The sequence below is a fragment of the Litorilinea aerophila genome (genome assembly GCF_006569185.2).
Lineage (GTDB): Bacteria > Chloroflexota > Anaerolineae > Caldilineales > Caldilineaceae > Litorilinea > Litorilinea aerophila.
In genome coordinates, this window is sequence record NZ_VIGC02000029.1 from 1 (window position 1) to 16,987 (window position 16,987).

General features: G+C 63.5%; 11 protein-coding genes. 9 read left to right on the forward strand and 2 right to left on the reverse strand.

The features are described from left to right. Positions 1-516: 516 nt before the first annotated feature. Both pepT and FKZ61_RS18725 read left to right on the forward strand, forming a co-directional pair. The gene (pepT, locus tag FKZ61_RS18720; protein ID WP_141611671.1) at positions 517-1,794 is read left to right on the forward strand and encodes a peptidase T; all 1,278 of its coding nucleotides are present in this window, start codon (positions 517-519) and stop codon (positions 1,792-1,794) included. Between the two features lie 194 nt (positions 1,795-1,988). Further along, complete coding sequence (locus tag FKZ61_RS18725; protein ID WP_141611672.1) at positions 1,989-4,877, forward strand: PQQ-binding-like beta-propeller repeat protein; 2,889 nt, start codon at positions 1,989-1,991, stop codon at positions 4,875-4,877. A 28-nt stretch (positions 4,878-4,905) separates the two neighbouring features. Here the strand turns inward: FKZ61_RS18725 and FKZ61_RS18730 are convergent, their stop codons facing one another. Further along, positions 4,906-6,189: an MFS transporter gene (locus FKZ61_RS18730; protein ID WP_141611673.1), complete on the reverse strand. Its 1,284-nt coding sequence runs from the start codon at positions 6,187-6,189 to the stop codon at positions 4,906-4,908. Between the two features lie 107 nt (positions 6,190-6,296). Next, on the reverse strand, positions 6,297-6,788 hold the full coding sequence (locus FKZ61_RS18735; RefSeq protein WP_141611674.1) for a MarR family winged helix-turn-helix transcriptional regulator: 492 nt from the start codon (positions 6,786-6,788) through the stop codon (positions 6,297-6,299). Positions 6,789-6,956: 168 nt separating this feature from the next. Here FKZ61_RS18735 and FKZ61_RS18740 point away from each other — a divergent pair, with 168 nt between their 5' ends. The 7 genes from FKZ61_RS18740 to cas4 all read left to right on the forward strand — a co-directional run bounded on the left by FKZ61_RS18740 (position 6,957) and on the right by cas4 (position 16,969). Next, the gene (locus tag FKZ61_RS18740; RefSeq protein WP_141611675.1) at positions 6,957-7,964 is read left to right on the forward strand and encodes a helix-turn-helix transcriptional regulator; all 1,008 of its coding nucleotides are present in this window, start codon (positions 6,957-6,959) and stop codon (positions 7,962-7,964) included. Between the two features lie 265 nt (positions 7,965-8,229). After that, entirely contained in the window at positions 8,230-11,337 is a 3,108-nt protein-coding gene (cas10d, locus tag FKZ61_RS18745) for a type I-D CRISPR-associated protein Cas10d/Csc3 (protein WP_141611676.1), read from the forward strand. Positions 11,338-11,340: 3 nt separating this feature from the next. Beyond that, positions 11,341-12,348: a type I-D CRISPR-associated protein Cas7/Csc2 gene (cas7d, locus tag FKZ61_RS18750; RefSeq protein WP_141611677.1), complete on the forward strand. Its 1,008-nt coding sequence runs from the start codon at positions 11,341-11,343 to the stop codon at positions 12,346-12,348. Positions 12,349-12,361: 13 nt separating this feature from the next. Further along, complete coding sequence (cas5d, locus tag FKZ61_RS18755; protein WP_170199987.1) at positions 12,362-13,105, forward strand: type I-D CRISPR-associated protein Cas5/Csc1; 744 nt, start codon at positions 12,362-12,364, stop codon at positions 13,103-13,105. After that, complete coding sequence (gene cas3, locus FKZ61_RS18760; RefSeq protein WP_141611679.1) at positions 13,105-15,210, forward strand: type I-D CRISPR-associated helicase Cas3'; 2,106 nt, start codon at positions 13,105-13,107, stop codon at positions 15,208-15,210. Before cas5d ends, cas3 begins: the two co-directional genes overlap by 1 nt. 36 nt (positions 15,211-15,246) lie before the next feature. Beyond that, the gene (gene cas6, locus FKZ61_RS18765; RefSeq protein ID WP_141611680.1) at positions 15,247-16,191 is read left to right on the forward strand and encodes a CRISPR system precrRNA processing endoribonuclease RAMP protein Cas6; all 945 of its coding nucleotides are present in this window, start codon (positions 15,247-15,249) and stop codon (positions 16,189-16,191) included. 169 nt (positions 16,192-16,360) lie between these two features. After that, entirely contained in the window at positions 16,361-16,969 is a 609-nt protein-coding gene (cas4, locus tag FKZ61_RS18770; protein WP_141611681.1) for a CRISPR-associated protein Cas4, read from the forward strand. Positions 16,970-16,987: the final 18 nt, after the last annotated feature.

Sequence of the window (16,987 nt, forward strand, 5' to 3'; positions counted from 1 at the left end):
AGGTCACGCATCCCTGCGTGACATGGGTTCCCGTCCCGCTGGGTGCGGATGTCCGGCCAGGAGACCGGACCTACCCATCCGGGTTCCATTTTTTCAGGGCAGGATGCCCCCGCGGCACACTCATGCATCTTCATTGCGTTGCGGGAAATGAAAACTCCGCACGCTCCGTAGGTCACGCATCCCTGCGTGACATGGGTTCCCGTCCCGCTGGGTGCGGATGTCCGGCCAGGAGACCGGACCTACCCATCCGGGTTCCATTTTTTCAGGGCAGGATGCCCCCGCGGCACACTCATGCACCTTCATTGCGTTGCGGGGGATGAAAAAACCCGCACGCTCCGTAGGTCACGCATCCCTGCGTGACATGGGTTCCCGTCCCGCTGGGTGCGGATGTCCGGCCAGGAGACCGGACCTACCCATCCGGGTTCCAGATGGAACCGGATCAAAATCTGTGTTAATCTGTGGTTCGAATCAACCCTACAAAAAGAGTACCGGATTATCTGTCATCGAGGAAGCACCATGACAACCCTCAACCTGACCCTCAGCGAAGCAGAACGCCAGGCACTGGAGGAGCGCTTCCTGCGCTACGTCCAGGTGGACACCCAGAGCGACGAAGCGGCCGAAGGCGTCCCCAGCACCGCCTGCCAGTGGGACCTGTTGCGTATGCTGGCCCAGGAGCTTGAAGAACTGGGCGCCCAGGATGTCCAGCTCACCGAGCACGGCTTTGTGCTGGCCACCATCCCGGCCACCGCTCCGGACGCCCAGGCGCCCACCGTGGCCTTCCTGGCCCACGTGGACACCGCGCCCGCCTTCAATGCCAGCGGCGTCAAGCCCATCGTCCATCGCGGCTACGACGGCAGCCCCATCACCCTGCCCGACGACCCGGCCCAGGTCCTGAGCCCGGAGCAGTTCCCCACCCTGGGGAAGAAGATCGGCCACGACATCGTCACCGCCAGCGGCACCACCCTGCTGGGCGCGGACGACAAGGCCGGGGTGGCCATCATCATGACCATGGCCGCCCACCTGCTCCAACACCCCGAGATCCCCCACGGGCCCATCCGCATCTGCTTCACGCCGGACGAGGAGATCGGCCGGGGCATCCGCTACCTGAAGCTGGAAGAGCTGGCCGCGGACGTGGCCTACACCCTGGACGGCGGCGACGTGGGCGAGATCACCTACGAAACCTTTTCCGCGGACAAGGCCACCGTCCACATCGCGGGCGTCTCCACCCACCCGGGCACGGCGAAAGGGGTGCTGGTCAACGCGCTCACCCTGGCCGCCAAACTGATCGAATTTCTCCCCCAACATACCCGTACACCGGAGACCACCGACGGCCGACAGGGCTTCATCCACCTCTACCAGATGAAGGGCACCGCGGCCGAGGCAGAGCTCCACTTCATCCTGCGGGACTTTGAGCTGGACGGGCTGGAGGCCCACGGCGCCCTCCTGCGCAACCTGTGCCAGGCCCTGCAGCAGGCCGAGCCCCGGGCCCGGGTGACCTGTACCATCACGCCCCAGTACCGCAACATGCGCTACTGGCTGGAGAAAGACATGCGGCCCGTGGAGCTGGCCATGGAGGCCATCCGGGCCGTGGGCCTGGAACCGGTGACTACCCCCATCCGGGGCGGCACCGACGGCTCCCAGCTCACGGAGCGAGGGCTGCCCACGCCCAACCTCTTCACCGGCATGCAGAATGTCCACGGCCCCCTGGAGTGGGTTAGCCTCCAGGACATGGCCCTGGCCACCCAGGTCTGCGTGGAGCTGGCCGTGCGCTGGGGCAGGGCAGGCCAGGGCTGAACCCTTCCCGCCGTCGGGAGAACGCCCGGGATTCATCGGTCCAGGGCAGGCGGCGGGCACGGCAAAGGGCTCCCGTGGGCGCGACAATCTACGTCTGCAATCGGTGACACGGCCTGGTGCCCCTTGCCCGGGGCACCAGGTCAGCCGCGTTGCCCAGGCGGATAGCCCCGAGGAAAAGAGCCGAAGGACGGTCCATGCACACACGCATCACCCTGTTCATCCTGACCCTGTTCCTGCTGGCCAGCCGGCCCCTCCAGGCCACAGCCCGCTACCTGCCCACGCCGCCCTCCACCCAGCCACTTCGCCTGCTGCGGCCGGCGGCACAGCCCCTGGCCCGGCCGCTGACCACCGTCCAGGCACCCCTGGAGCCATCCACTCCACAGGCAGAAGAAGGCGCCTGGCCCATGGTGGCCGCCGATCCCCAGCGCACCTCCTGGAGCAGCGCCGACATTCCGGACGACGGCCTGCCCCTGGGGGTGGAATGGTACCGGCCCATCGAAGCCTACATCCCCCAGAACGTCCAGATCATCGCCGCCCACGGCCTGCTCTACGTGGCCACGTCGGCGGGGCTCTATGCGCTGGACGCGGCCACGGGCGCGGTGGCCTGGCGCTACGACACCCGGCTGCCCCTGGGCAACTCCCCCACCGTGGCCGACGGCGTGGTCTACGTGGGGGGATACGACCGCAGCCTCCACGCCTTGGACGCCACCACCGGCCGGCTCCTCTGGCGCTACAGCGGCGCGGGGGCCGGCTTTGCCACCAACCCGCTGGTGGTGGACGGCCAGGTGATCGCCGGCAACCGGGACGGCGGCCTCTACGCCATCGGCGCCCACGGCACAGACCAGGCCGGACAACTGCTGTGGAAATTCCAGGCCGGCGGCCCCATCCTCCAATCCCCCGCCTACGCCGACGGCGTGGTCTACTTCGCAGCCAACGACAACCGGGCCTATGCAGTGAACGCCGCGGATGGCTCCCTGGGCTGGCGCTCCGACACCCTACCGGGCATCCAGTACCAGTCCTACTGGCCGGTCATTTACGGGGACCTGGTCATCTTCGCCGCGAGCGACGGCTATCGGGCCGGCTTGCGGCCCGGCACCCTGAGCGCCGACTGTGGCCGCTTTGGCCTCCTCCAGATCGCCGACCTCTTCGAGTACACCTGCGACACCGACTCTGCCCTCTGGCCCGAAGGGGAGACCCTGGGGCCAGAGGTCGGCCCCCAACCCTGGTCCCACGGCTACCCGGTGGTGGACGTCTCCCCCCGCATGACCGAGTACCTGGAGGACAACCCCAACCCGGCCCCCTTCCGCCACAAGCCGTGGCGCCGGGTGCTCATCGCCCTCCACCGGGCCGACGGCAGGGAGTTCACCTTCGACAGCGACGGCGACGGCTACCCGGAGTATCTACCGGCCAACTGGTGGGGCACCGGCTCCGGCAACCGCTACCCGCCCATCGTCGGGCCAGACGGCCTGCTCTACTTCAGCAACGCCTTCCGCTGTTGCTCCGACGCCAAGGGCTACATCATGGGCTGGCAGCCCGCCACGCCCACCCTGCTGAGCGTCACCGAGGGCTTCGGCGCCCTGGCCGAACCCCAGGCCATCTCCGGCGGCGGGCGTACCATCTTCCGCAACCTCTGCTGCGACCGGGTAGGCGACTACTTCGCCATGGACGAACCGCGCTCCCGGCGGGAGCTCTGGTCCTACAACCTGGAGGAGCTGGCGCCGGGCTACGACCAGATGTGGACCGTGCTGGAGGGGCTGCCCCGGCTGCAGGGGTGGTACCGGGGCGCCACCCAGAGCGTCAACGCGGCCTACCACAACCATGGCGACCAGAACCCCATCATCCCCTACCAGGGGCGCCTCTACGTACACCGGAGCAACGCCGTCCTGGCCTTCGCGCCCAGAGGGCTGCCAGCGGGCGGCGCACACGCCCTGCCCGCCCTGACCATCCAGCCGCCGGCATCCCAACCGACCCAGGAGCCATCTCGGTCCGAGCTGGTGGCGCGGCTGGAGGCGGAAGTGGGCAAGATCCTGGCCGCGGGCGACCTGCGCCCCGGCTACTACAACGTGTACGCCTTCCTGGTGCGGGGCCTGGAGGACTACTTCGCCAACCCGGGGGAGACCCTCTACACCCTGACCCGGGCCTACCCCTTCCTCTCGTCGGGCCTCCAGGCGGAAACAGCGACCTACCTGCACGCCTACTTCGACCGCTACTTCGCAGGCCGGGGCCCCTACCCGCCCATGGTCGCCCACGTGGGCTGGGCCGACGGCGCTCCCCGGGAAAACATGCTCCTCCCCGCGGAGGTGGAGGCGGACCTGGCCAACTTCCCCGCCAGCACCCAGGCCGGCCCCGGCTTCACCTGGACCTATCCCCAGGTGAACTTCTACGCCCTGTGGCAGTACGCGCGCCTCTTCCCGGAGCGGGCATCCGAGGCCTACGATCTGGCCAAAAGCCGTCTCCAGGTACCCCTGCCCAACGGCCCGGCCGACGACTACTACGCGCAGCAGCCTTACGAGCTCAACGGCTACATCGCCGGCTACCTGGGCTTCCTGGGGCTTCAGGAGCTGGCCGGCGCGGCCCAGGCAGATGCCGCCCTGCGCAGCCAGGTGCAACAGGAGCTGGACCGCCTGATCCAGCTGCGCATCGACACCTTCGACAAGGACTCCTACTGGGCGCCCGGGCCAGACACCCCGCGCATCCCCTACTACAAAAAACACTTCGACCTGGCCCGCAACTTCGTCTACCTGACGCCCGAACTGGCCGACCCGCTCTACCGGGCCATCCCCGGCCAGATCGACGCCGCCCTGGACGAATACACCCGCATCGCGCCCTACTGGTTCGTGGGCCGCTACGAAGGAGTCATCGGCGAGGGGGTCCTATCCAACCTCTACAACGCCCATGCCCTCTTCCAGGCCAAAGCCATGCTCCAGGGCGCCGCCCCCCAGGAGCTGGCCCGCTACCTGGACGTGCCGGCCTTCCTGGTGGGTGACCTCTTCTACATCCAGAACCTGACGGCCGTGCTGGAGAGGGACACCTTGGTGCAGCATGTGATCTTCCTGCCCCGCGTTCAGCGGATGGGGAGGTGACCGGGGGATTGGGCAATCCCCCTCTTCTTCACGGCAGGCGGCGCAGCTCCGGCGTCCGGAGCACGATCCAAAGGGAGAGGGAGAGGCAGAGGGCCGCGCTGACCACGATGGTCTGGCTCAGCCCCCACCACTCGGAGAGGGTGCCAATGGCCAGGTTGCCAAAGGGGGCGAAGCCGAAGAAGGTCAGGGTGTAGAGGCTCAACACCCGGCCCCGCATCCCGTCCTCGATGTGGGTCTGGAGCAGGGTGTTGATGAGGGTGAACTCCAGCATGAAGCCGATGCCCAGCACCACGGCCAGGAACAGGGCCAGGCCGTAGAACCGGTTGACGGCGAACAACCCCAGCACCACCGGAAAACTTAAGGCTGCCCAGGTGAGCCAGCGCCCCCGGCGGCCACTGTCGCCCCAGCGGGCCACGATGAAGGCCCCCGTCACCGCGCCCACGCCAGAGGCCGCGTTGATGGCCCCGAACGCGCTCGCGCCCTGGCCCAGGATCCGATCCACAAAGGCGGGCAAGACCGTGCTGTAGGAAATGCCGAACAGGCTGAAGACCAGGGCCATGAGCAGCAGCGCACGCACCTCCCGCAGGCCGTTGGCGTAGGCCAGGCCGCCGATGAGCTGGCGCCAGGGGGAAATCCCTGCTACCTCTCGACGATGGGGTGGCAGCCGCATGGCCAGCAGACAGGCGATCACCGCCAGGAAGGTCACGCCGTTCAGCAGGAAACACCAACCAGCGCCCACGGCAGCCAGCAGAACACCGCCGATGGCCGGGCCCAGGATGCGGGCGCTATTGAACGTCATGGAATTGAGCGCAATGGCGTTGGTCAGGTCGTCCCGCCCCACCATCTCCACCACGAAGGCCTGGCGGGCCGGCCCGTCGAAGGCATTCACCACCCCCTGGCACGCGGCCAACAGCACCACATGCCAGACCTGGACCACGCCGCTGAAGGTCAACCCGGCCAGAACGAAGGCCAGGAGCATGGCCGTGGACTGGGTCCACACCAGCAGGTTGCGCTTGGGCACCTGGTCCACCACCACCCCGCCCCAAGGGGTGATGAGGAGGGCGGGGATGGCCGAGGCAAAGCCGACGATGCCCAGGGCCGCCTCGGAGTGGCTGATTTCGTAGACCAGCCAGCCCTGGGCGATGATCTGCATCCAGGTACCCACCAGGGAGATGAGCTGACCCCCCATGTAGAGGCGGAAATTGCGATGGCGCATGGCGGAGAGGGTCTTGGGCAGGCGAAAGTGGCGGGCCCGCAGGGGCAGGATCTCTGGCGGGATGTTGGGGAGGCGGGGAGGCTTGAACATGGCCATCGACTCAATGCTCCGTTCTAGCTGAGAGGTTCTGGCTGAGAGAATGGAAATAGAGAGCGGGGCCGGCCTGCCGCGCCGGCCCGGGTCCTATCTGGGGCAAGAAACGTTCAGGAAGAATTCCCGGCGTTTTCGCTGGCCTGGGAAGCGGAATGGGAGGGAAGAGAAGCCGCGGCAAAGAGGGGGCGCAGCCGTTGAAGCGCCTCCACCACGGTAGCTCGTTCAGTCGGCGAAAGGGCAGAAAGGGTTTCCGCCAGTCCGGCCCGGGCCGCCTGACGGGCCGCCTCCAGGGTGGCCGCGCCCTGGGTCGTCAGCCGCAGGGTGACACAGCGCCGGTCGTGGGGAGAAGTTTCCCGGGCCACCAGCCCGCGCTGGACCAGCCGGCTGATCTGGCTGGACATGGAGGGCAGGGTGAGGCCCACGTGCTCGGCCACGGCAGAGAGGGTGGAGCCCGGGTGGCCGTTCAGGAAGGCCAGCACCCGCACCTGGAGCACCGACAGGTCGGCACCCCGGTGGCGGCGCACCTCCGCCCGGATGGCCTGCATCACCGCCGGTACCACATCCAGCACAGTTCGGGCGCACTCATCTGGGGAGACGTCCATGGAAATCCCTTTGCCTTTCTAAGTGTTTGGGTGTAAAACTATAAGGCCGAAGGCCGCGGGTGTCAAAAATCGGGGTCCCCAAACGCCGATTGCCTCCTGCCTCCCTTTGCGCTATACTGGACTCCCAAATTACGCTTCTGAAAAGCACATTCCGTCGGACTGGTCTGCATGTCATCCTCCAACCTGCCCATGTTCCGCAGCCTCAGCATCCTGCGCCGTTTACGGCGTGGGCCGGCGGCATGGCAGGATTTGGTGGACTGGGTCCACGTGGACGAAGACCCGACTGCCTATCGGGACGTGGATCAGAAGGCCGGCCGGAAGCGGGTCGAGAACGACATCAAGCGCCTGCGCGACTGGGGCGTGCAGATCGAATTCCGGAACGGCGAATACCACCTCCTCAGCTACGGCGATTTTCACCCCATCTACCTGACCGAAGCAGAGCTGGATACCCTGGCTTTCCTGGCGGAAGCCTTTCGTCCCGGCGCGCCCAACGGCGACGCGGTCCAACACCTGGTGCAGCAGATCGGCGACTGGCTGCCGGAGCGGCAGCGGGATTCCATTCCCCTGCGGCGACAACGGCTGCGAATCGACCTGCGCCGGCGGGACAGCGACCAGATCCCGCCCCGGGTGCAGGAGATGGTGGATCGGGCCATCCAGCAGCGGCGGCTGCTGGCCTTCTACTACCGTTCGCCCGGCCAGGCCGACGGGGAACTCCGCCGGCACATGGTCCAGCCCTGGCACCTATACTTCGACACGGTGCGCCGGCACCTGTACCTGGATGCCTATCGCCTGGAGGTGCGGGGGCCCCATGGGGTCTGGAAGCAGGGGCAGTGGCAGAAGTACCGGCTGGGGCGCATCCTGGCCGAGGGGCTGGAGATCCTGCCAGACAAGCTGCCGCCGGAGCCGCCCCGGCGGCCCCGGTACCGGCTGGAGTACAGGCTGGCCCCGGACATCGCGCGCACGGGGGAGATCACCCGCCACTTTGCCGAGACCCGGGTACACGAAGCGGACGAGGCGGGCTGGGTGCGGGTGACCGCCGTCACCGACGACCTCTTCACGGCCCTGCGGCTGTTGCTGGGATATGGCCCCTACTGCAAAGTCACCGGGGGGCCTGAGGCCCGGCGGGAGATGGAGCGGTTGGTGCGGGAGTTGGCGGGGCTGTATGGGTATGTGTAGCGGAAATTTCCCGCAACAAAACAAAGCTCCCCATCAGCATGGGGAGGCCATGTGGGAGAATCAAAATGGGCACGGTCCGGGGTTGCCGGCAAGAGGGAAGCTGGTGCCTGTCCCTCGGGGCATCAGCCCTCCCGGTAACCCCGGGCGTGCCGTAGAACTTGATTGAGCACAGCGCCTTTGGATGCGGGCATATGCTATCAAGATCGGCATAGGTCTTACCATACCGAGTTGCATAGGAATGATGTGGCTGAAAGGATAACAATCCGTGCTCACAGCAACCGAAATCAATCAAATACTACAGGAGTATACGGAACAGGTAGTCCCTGCAATGTTACGGCAGCACTACCATCTGATTCTGGCCAAGGGGGGGCCGGACTACCCTCATTTGTCTGAGCAATCACATTTGGCGCACCTGATCAATGGGACCTTTGGATTGGCGCGCCTCGCCGCATTCCTGGTCATGAACCAGTCACGCATTCCAGGGCTGACCTCGGAACATCTACGCAAGGCGATTGCACTTTTCACGGTGCACGATCTACACAAGGATACAAATCTTGAGCTCCTGGGCACATCTCAATTCAGCATCCCTTTGCCCCGGTTACGGGAGGAGTATGAACGCTTGGGACTGGTGGCCTTCGCCGGCGACGTGGACAACCACCTCATGCGGGCCGCCAATGTGCATAAACGGAGTACGAAGCATGGCGATCTCCTTCTGAGCGAGGATCCCGATGCACCCCGATTGTGGCTGTTGGTGCGCATCGCGGACACCATCGCCTCGGTTAAAACGCCGGCCAAGGCAGTTGCGTCCTTGCAGGGCTATCTGGCCGATCTGTCGTCCCTGTTTGCGCCCCAGTCGCCGCCCGGCAGGTACGCGTTGTACTACCACGAAATCAAAGATGTACGGGGTGTTCTGACGAACGTGATCCACCAGGCTGTGGCGCAGCAACTGGTTCAGGAGTTTGGTTTCTTCCCCCTGCTTTACTTCGCTACAGGAGCGCTGTACCTGGGCCCTGCCGAAATATCGCCTGTTGACCTGGAGACCACGGTCACTCACGTCGTCGACCTGGCACTTAACGCCTTGGTAAGCACAAGCGGCAGCAATGCCGCAAGAGATGGACTGCGTCGTCAGAAATTTGACTTCGAACAGTATGTGTACGCCTTTGCCAGCGTCGAATCTCTGCTGGAAGTTGTCCGCGATGTTGTGCTAGATGCCAAGCCAGATGCCCGTGTGGCAGAGAAGGAGATTGACGGGTTGGTGGCCAAGCGCAAAGAGTTAGATGAAACATGGCGTGCGACTGTAGAACAGCGCTTGGGCATCCAACTGCTCGATCCCAAAGAGCACAAGGCGTTCAATGAACTGTGGTCCCTTGTACGACAGTACCTCCTCCACGTTGACACCCTGCTACGGGATTTGAGCCCGGAGACTGAACGTCTTGACTGGTTCCTCAAGACATTCTCTGTTCCGGCAGAGGTGGCCAACACCCTGCGGGCCGAGAGTGAGATCTGGGCCCGGGGGGGCGTCGGTAAATACGTGCTGGTCATCGCTTACCACTTTCTGCGCGGTCCCGACTTTGCCGATCGCATATCAGAAAGCTTGCCTTCAGCCGAAGTGATCGAACGCCTCCATCGCAAGGTGCTGGCTGCGTTTAGCTCTCTTGACACCCAAAAAGGCCGACAGGCCGCTGTGGCTGAACTAGGCTGGCGGGAGGAACTCGAGAACTACCTGCAGGAGCACCTGTATCTCTCTTTCGCGCCTGGCGTCCATCTTGCGGATGACAACTTCGATGGCTACTCCCGCCCGAAGCGCAAAGGTCATACGGGCAAGATTTGTTCCCTCTGCAACCGTTCCAGCACGTATACCCAGGGACTACGCACAGGCATTCTGGATGACTTTGGCCGGGTCTTTTCAAATCGGGTTTTGCCTGCCCTTGAAGCCCCCCAAGGCAATCGGTTGTGGTGTCCGATCTGTCAGCTTGAGTTTATCTTCCGCAAAATGCTCGGTATGGGCCTGCCCGCCACCGCCCACTACAAGAACTCTTACCGCATTTACCTGTACATCCTGCCTACCTTCTCCTTTACGCCCGAACACTTGCGATTGTTCGAGCCTCTGTTTAGACCATTCCACCGGGTGACCAACCTGCCCATTCGGGACTACGGCAACGCTCACGGCCTGCCACGCCTTTGGCTGGAACGTCGCAGCTTCGATCCCGAGTGGCTGGAGGAATTAAGGGATGTTCTGGAGCGGGAAGCAGACAAAATTGCGGGCTGGGGTGGACGCAACTTCGTCGGCGAGCGCATCTCTCTGGGCGATGTACGCGGTCAACCCCACTATTACCTTATCACCTGGGAGAAGGCCGCGCGCGAAAGCGAGCGGGATGACGCCCGAGTCGCCACGCGCACAGAGGCGTGGGCCAAGGCTCTGTGCGCTGCGGCAGTTATCAGTGGCCTGACCAGCTGCAAGGTCTACCTGACCGAGCGGCCCTATCTGCCGGTAGCCGATCCAGCCGAACTTAAGGCCACTATCACCCTAGATGGACCACCTCCGGCGTTGCGAGGCCTGCTGGGCGGGCGTACAGACGAGATTACGCTGTATGGTCGAGAGCATAGCCAACGCAGCGGCCTGGAGCGCACACTCGATCTGAGCGCCGCCCTATGGGTGGTGACGGCTGATGTACATGCGCCGAATCGGAACACAAAAGATAAGCACATCTCTGGCCGGCTGGCATTGTTAAACACGTCGCCCCTGGCCGGCGCAACATTCTACAAAGAATACGGACGGTTAAATGACGGTAACTCGCCCTATCCTACCCTTGTCAAGGCTTGTGAGGTCCTGTTGGAAATCCAGGCCGAACTCTACGGAGGTGCATTGATGGACCTGGTCGAAAAGATCGCAGAGAAATCCCTCGCAATTGCTCTCCCTTTTGGTGCCAGTGGCCGCGGCAAGGCGCGACGCTATGAGCTGGTCTTCCGTGAGGGGGTCTCGGCCATGCGCAAGGCGCAGCAGATGATTCCCGAAATGCGGGAAGCGGCCATCAGTGGCAAGGCGCCGTCCCCGCAGGCAGTCGCTGAATTGAAACGGCTGGCCGCTGGTACCTTGCTCAAGGCCATGGAGCGCCGCCAGGAGACGCGACGAGGGGATATCGTTGTGCGAACCTGGGGCAATGAACTGTCCACCAAGGTTGGAGAGTTCATCGACATTCTGGTGGATGAGCTTTATCTGGGCCGGGCCGGCGGCAGCTTCGCCCGCTTCCTGCGCCTGGAGAACAGCCTGGCAGATGGGATCTACTATTACACGGATCGCCATCTATCTCGACACTGGGAAGATTACAGACAACAACGCGCTGTTCAACAACAAACACAACAGGAGGCTTAAACCATGATACTGTCAACACTGGAAAAGTACAGCAAGAACTTCGTGCCCACCATCCCCCGCACGCCCACCAACCGCTATGCCAGCATCATCCTGCTGCGGGAGACCAAGTCCTACGCCATCTTCACCACCGAAGGCGGCGAGCAACAGGATGTGGAGCAGACACCAGCCGGCCTGAGCCACCCCGAGCCCACCACCCGATTGGTGATGTTCAAACGCAAGCAGGTGGCGCCGGAACGCCGCATGGGCAAGGCGCTGCTACGCCAGTATGGCATCTTCCCCTATGCCATCCAGAACGGCCAGGTCGTCTTCGGCGAAGAAGCCCTGGCCATCAAAGAACACTACGAGGACTGCTACCTCACCGAAGGCCTCTGCACCCATTGTCCTGACTGCCTGATCTACGGTTACGCCGCAGTGGAAGGAGAGGGCGCGCGCAAGGCCCGTCTCATGACCGACACTTGTTTCTCAGTACGCCCTTATGAGCTCGTCCAAAAGCAGGTCAAATTCAACGTCATCGACGAGGCAAAGCACACCTCTGGCACCATCACCGAGTACGATTACACTGTGCCCGGTGTCTTCTTGCCAGCCGTGGAGACGACTGTAGATCTAACGGCAGATGAATTCGTCTATGTGCTGGGAAACATTCTTCGCACCCCTCGTTATGGCAAAGAGGGCACGCGACAGGGCTTCGTGCGCAACCATGTGCTGGCCATCGCCTTCTCCGACGTAGAACTGTTCGCCAATCTGGAGTTCACCCAGGCGCTCTATGATGCCTTCATGGCCGATGACGAGATCGACATGGTCGAACGGGGGCTCAGCCTAGTCGACTTCCAGAAACACGCGAACAGTGTCATTGAAACACTAACGCAAAATGTGGCCGGTCGGGTGGAATTGGTCACAGGAGAAGAGCTTCAGGCCATCCTGGAGGACGTGCGAGCGCTCAACCGGGACGAGACGAGGTTCGCCCAATTCTTGAAGGATCTGCATGTCCGTTCGGCCACCTTCACCGTATAGGAGGAGGCGTCCCATGGAAATCTACCGGGGCGAGATCGAGCTGCTGGACTATGTATTCTACGCCACGGTGGAGCGGGGCAAGGTCTATGAGACCGGCGCTTTTCTCCACAACTATGCCCTGACCTACGCCTTGGGGCTGGTACGTGGCGAGACCTACACATATGCCAGATTGGTGCAGCAGCCGTACTACGCCGAGGAACTGACGCCCCTCAACGGCCGTATCTACATCACCCCTGGCGAGGCTGTGCACGTCAGCCATCGCCTGGTGCAGTGGAACACCTTGCGAGAGACTTATGCTTTTCCCGGCAAGCCGCCTTCCCTGGGCTATCCCGACTGGGGCTTCGCCCGGGTGCTACGGCCAGGCTCCCGCTTCCGTTGCTACGTGCTGGTGAACGAAAAGGCAGAGCTTCCCTCCGAGGCGTCGCTGACCGGTCTCCTTAACGGTCAGGCTGTGCGCATCCGACTGGGCAAATTCCCCGGCAAAGCGCGTTTGCGGCTCAAGAAAGCGGACAAGGTGACGCAAGAACAGGACGATTTCCAGAGCGAGCTGCTTCTCAACTGGCGAGACCTGGGGAATGATCCTGTCTTTTGCGATGTGCTGGCGGCTAGTCTGCCCACCCGCCTAATCAGCCGGGCCCGGTTCGCTGCAACGGATCACTACATTGCGCACTTTGGTGAGGAAAAGGTGTGTCTGCCCGCTGCCATGGCATTTCTGGCCCGAGAGGTCCAAACTAAGCGGTCTCGAAGGAGACGGTGATGACTTCCCTGACCATTCAGGTAAAGCCGCTGGCCTATGAGCAGGTGCCCGGCCCCTGGCTAGGAGACTGGCGTCCGTATACCTATCAACGACAGGTGTACGATCTGATTGCCCAGGCGTTGACCGATAGGCAGACTCTGTGCCTCTTTCTGGTCACGCCCACGGGCAGTGGCAAGACCCTGGGTAGCTATGCATATGCCATCAACCACGGTGTGCCGGCCTTTGGTGTCTACCCCACCAACGAGTTGATCCGAGACCAGGAGCGGGCACTGAAACCCTGGCTAGACCCAAACGATGAGTACAGACTTCTGCATATCGACAGTAAACAGCTTGATGATTGGCAGGCAAAGCTGGATCTCGACCGCCACGCGCCTGCGCTGGAGCGTCTCCTGAATTGGGAGCCCACGGTTCTGACCAATCCTGACATTCTGTTCTACACCTTTTTCGGCCTGTACAGAGGACCGGGTGGGCTGAGTCAGCGACTGTTCAGCTTAATTGGACGATATCGGCTGTTTGTCTTCGACGAGTTCCATCTCTACAACGTGAAGCAGATGGCCGATGTAGCCTACCTGCTGGCCACGCTGCAGGCCATCAACCCACACCTGGGGCGGGTGGCCATCTTCGCTTCGGCCACGCCTGATTCCCCAATGTTGCCCTGGTTGCGCCAGAATCTAAACCTGCCAGTAGAGGTGGTGCAGGCGCAACCAGGGGCATCGCCCGCAGCCCGCACCATCGCCCATCCTGTGCGTCTCACCCTGGTGCCGGCTGACCTGGGACGCTGGCAAGGGACAACGACGTTGGTCGAGTATCTGCCGCAGGTGGAAGCATTCCTGGCCCAATATCCCCAGGCCCGACTGGTGACCATCCTGGACTCGGTGGCCGGTGCCATGGCCCTGGCCCAGACTTTGCGCGAGCGATTCCCACAGGTGCCAGTGGGCGAAGTACATGGTTTCACCTCCGAACAGGAACGGGAAGCCGCACTCCAACGACCATTCACAGTTGGTACATCCACCATCGAGGTAGGGATCGACTTCAAGGACGCCACAGGCAAAGACATCTTGATCTTTGAAGCTCGCACGGCCAGCCAATTCATCCAGCGCTTTGGCCGCCTTGGCCGCCATGCCAAAGCCCACGACATTCCCAACTGGTGCATTGCTCTGGTGCCCGAGTACGTCTATCACTTCCTGGCCGACAAGTTGGCCTCCGACCGGCAGGTTACCCGCCAACAGTTGACGGAAGTGATTGACGAAGCCTACCAGGCCCCGGAAGATTTCGCCCACTATCTGCGCAGCCACGCGCCAGCCGAGTTTCACGCTGCGCGCTGGCACGCACAGAGCCTCTTCCAAGCGGATGATCGGCCCATGGTGGCAGCCGGACTGGAGAAGGCCATCGAGGCTTTGACGGGCAAAAGCGCTGGGCAAGCGGCAGGACAGCATCGACGCTACAACGAGCAGAAAATTCTAGCGCCCCTGCTGACCTTTCGGGGCACAGGCTTCGAAGCTGCCATCCTGGACGAGCGCGGTAGCGATCCCGGCTTTCCTGCCCGACGCTATGACCTGTTCTTTCTGTTGCGACGAGGCATCTGCGAGGAGATCGACGAAGATACCTACCTCCAGACGCTGGAGAAGCTGGCCGGACAATGGTCGGAAGAAGTGGCCCGGGAACGTCGTTATGCCCGCCTGATTAAATCGGCTGCCGATGAACTGCTGGGCGTGTATGGTTTCTTCCGTCTCGCCGGCATGTTGGAGCATTCGCGCCGGGTGTGGTTTGAGGCACCAGAAGAAGTACTGGCCGGCCGAAAAGCAGAAGTGACCGTATTGAGCGGATTGGAGATCGGAACCGATCCAGAGATGCGCCTACGGCGCCTGAACCGCCATCTACGCAGGAAACAGCTGGTCGCCTGGTTCATAGACCGCCACCCTTCCGCTATCAAACTAGGTCGGGCCTTGCCGTCCCTCTTCGCCCTATACGAACTGCGCGTGCGCCGTCCCGGCGGCCGGCTCAGCGATCAGCCCTGGACCATCGCCTTTAACCAGAACGCCTTCTTCCTGGACAGCCTGGGCTGGTGGCGGGAGAAAAAGCAGAACGACCCGATCATTCTCTAATGCATCGTTGGCCCTACACATCCAAGGAGCACCCTGATGCGAGATCCAACCCCCACACCCCCCCACGCGCTGCGGGCCCTGGTCCTGGACCTGGTAGCCCTCAACGGCGGTTCGCTGCCACCCGTGGCCGGCGAACTGGCCCACGCCGCCTTCTACGCCATCGTGGACCAAGTCGATCCTGCCCTCTCCCGCCACATGCACGACGCCCAGGGCCGCTCCGCCTTTGCCCTCTCTCCCCTGCAGGGCTTCCCCCTGGACCGGGGCTCATCGCCCCGGCGGCTGACCATCCAGGCCGGCCAGCAGGGGTGGCTGCGCATCTGCCTGCTGGACGACCAGCTCTTCCAGGCCTTCCAGGAACACCTCCTCCGGGGGCCCCTGCCCACCATCCGCCTGGGCGAAGTCCAGCTGGCCATCACCCAGGTCTACGGCGCGCCGGGCAGCCACCCCTGGTGCGGCTACACCACCCTGGACAGCCTGCGCCGGCTCCACGAAACACCCACCCAGTGGACCCTGGAATTCGCCAGCCCCACGGCTATCCGCTGGGGTCAGGCCGACAACCGGACCCGTCGGGTGGAGGTCTTTCCCATGCCCCGTCTGGCTGTGGCCGGCCTGCGCACCCGTTGGGACCGGCTCACGGGCGACCAATGGGGGCTCGCCTTTGAGGAATGGGTCGAGCGAAATGTGACAGTCAGTGCGGTCTGGCGCTGGCAGACCCAGAACTTCCCCTTCCAACGCCAGAGCTACCGGGGCGGTGTAGGGCGACTGGCCTATCGGGTGCTGGATCCCAGCCACGCCGACTACGTGGCCCACTTCAACCGCCTGCTCACCCTGGCCTTCTACACCGGCATCGGCTACAAAACCACCCACGGCCTGGGCATGGTGCGGGTGGTCGGTGTAGAGTCCGGAGTCCGAAGTCCGGAGTCCGGGGTCCGAAGTTCTAGGGGAAGCAGAGATGTTGGCCGGGGGGATGTAGGGGGTTGAACATGGCAAGTTTCAGTCTGAACGCTCAACCCCGCCCAAAATCGATGACACCCCCACCCTCGGCTCCGGACCCCGGACCCCGGACTTAGAACTCAGGACTTCGGACTCAGGACACAGGACTTCGGACTCAGGACTTCGGACTCAGGACTTCAAACTCAGGACTACCCCCATGGATCCCCTACCCCTCTCCTACATCAACCAGTTCGCCTACTGCCCCCGCCGCTTCTGGTACATGTATGTGCTGGGGGAAATGGCAGAAAACGCCCACGTACTGCGGGGCGTTCTCAACCATCAGCGGGCCCACACGCCAGGCCAGGAATTGACACCCGCGGGGACCCGGGTCCATCGACGGGTCTACGTCTACAGCGAGCGGCTGGGCCTGGCCGGCATCTGCGACCTGGTGGAAGAGGATAGCCAGGGACAATTGACGCCGGTGGAATACAAGCAGGGTCGACAGGGGAAGTGGAACAACGACCAGGTACAGCTCTGTGCTCAGGCCCTCTGCCTGGAGGAAATGACGGGCCAATCCATCGGCCACGGCTACCTCTTTTACTTCGGCAGCCGGCGCCGGGTAGCAGTTCCGTTCACGCCAACCCTGCGGGAGCAGACCCAAAGCCTCCTCCAGGAGATGCGGGAAGTCCTGGCCCGGGGGGAAATTCCACCCCACACCAGCCAGCGGGCCCGCTGCCGGGGCTGCAGCCTGGCGGAGATCTGCCTGCCCCGGGAGACGGAGTTACTGGCGGCTGAAGTCCGCCCGGGGCCGGACAAGAATCGATGAGGCGTCCACGACAAGAAT

Excerpts from the sequence above, each read along its gene's own strand:
- pepT (WP_141611671.1), top strand. The coding sequence starts at position 517 with ATGACAACCCTCAACCTGACCCTCAGCGAAGCAGAACGCCAGGCACTG.
- FKZ61_RS18725 (WP_141611672.1), top strand. The coding sequence starts at position 1,989 with ATGCACACACGCATCACCCTGTTCATCCTGACCCTGTTCCTGCTGGCC.
- FKZ61_RS18730 (WP_141611673.1), bottom strand. The coding sequence starts at position 6,189 with ATGGCCATGTTCAAGCCTCCCCGCCTCCCCAACATCCCGCCAGAGATC.
- FKZ61_RS18735 (WP_141611674.1), bottom strand. The coding sequence starts at position 6,788 with ATGGACGTCTCCCCAGATGAGTGCGCCCGAACTGTGCTGGATGTGGTA.
- FKZ61_RS18740 (WP_141611675.1), top strand. The coding sequence starts at position 6,957 with ATGTCATCCTCCAACCTGCCCATGTTCCGCAGCCTCAGCATCCTGCGC.
- cas7d (WP_141611677.1), top strand. The coding sequence starts at position 11,341 with ATGATACTGTCAACACTGGAAAAGTACAGCAAGAACTTCGTGCCCACC.
- cas5d (WP_170199987.1), top strand. The coding sequence starts at position 12,362 with ATGGAAATCTACCGGGGCGAGATCGAGCTGCTGGACTATGTATTCTAC.
- cas3 (WP_141611679.1), top strand. The coding sequence starts at position 13,105 with ATGACTTCCCTGACCATTCAGGTAAAGCCGCTGGCCTATGAGCAGGTG.
- cas6 (WP_141611680.1), top strand. The coding sequence starts at position 15,247 with ATGCGAGATCCAACCCCCACACCCCCCCACGCGCTGCGGGCCCTGGTC.
- cas4 (WP_141611681.1), top strand. The coding sequence starts at position 16,361 with ATGGATCCCCTACCCCTCTCCTACATCAACCAGTTCGCCTACTGCCCC.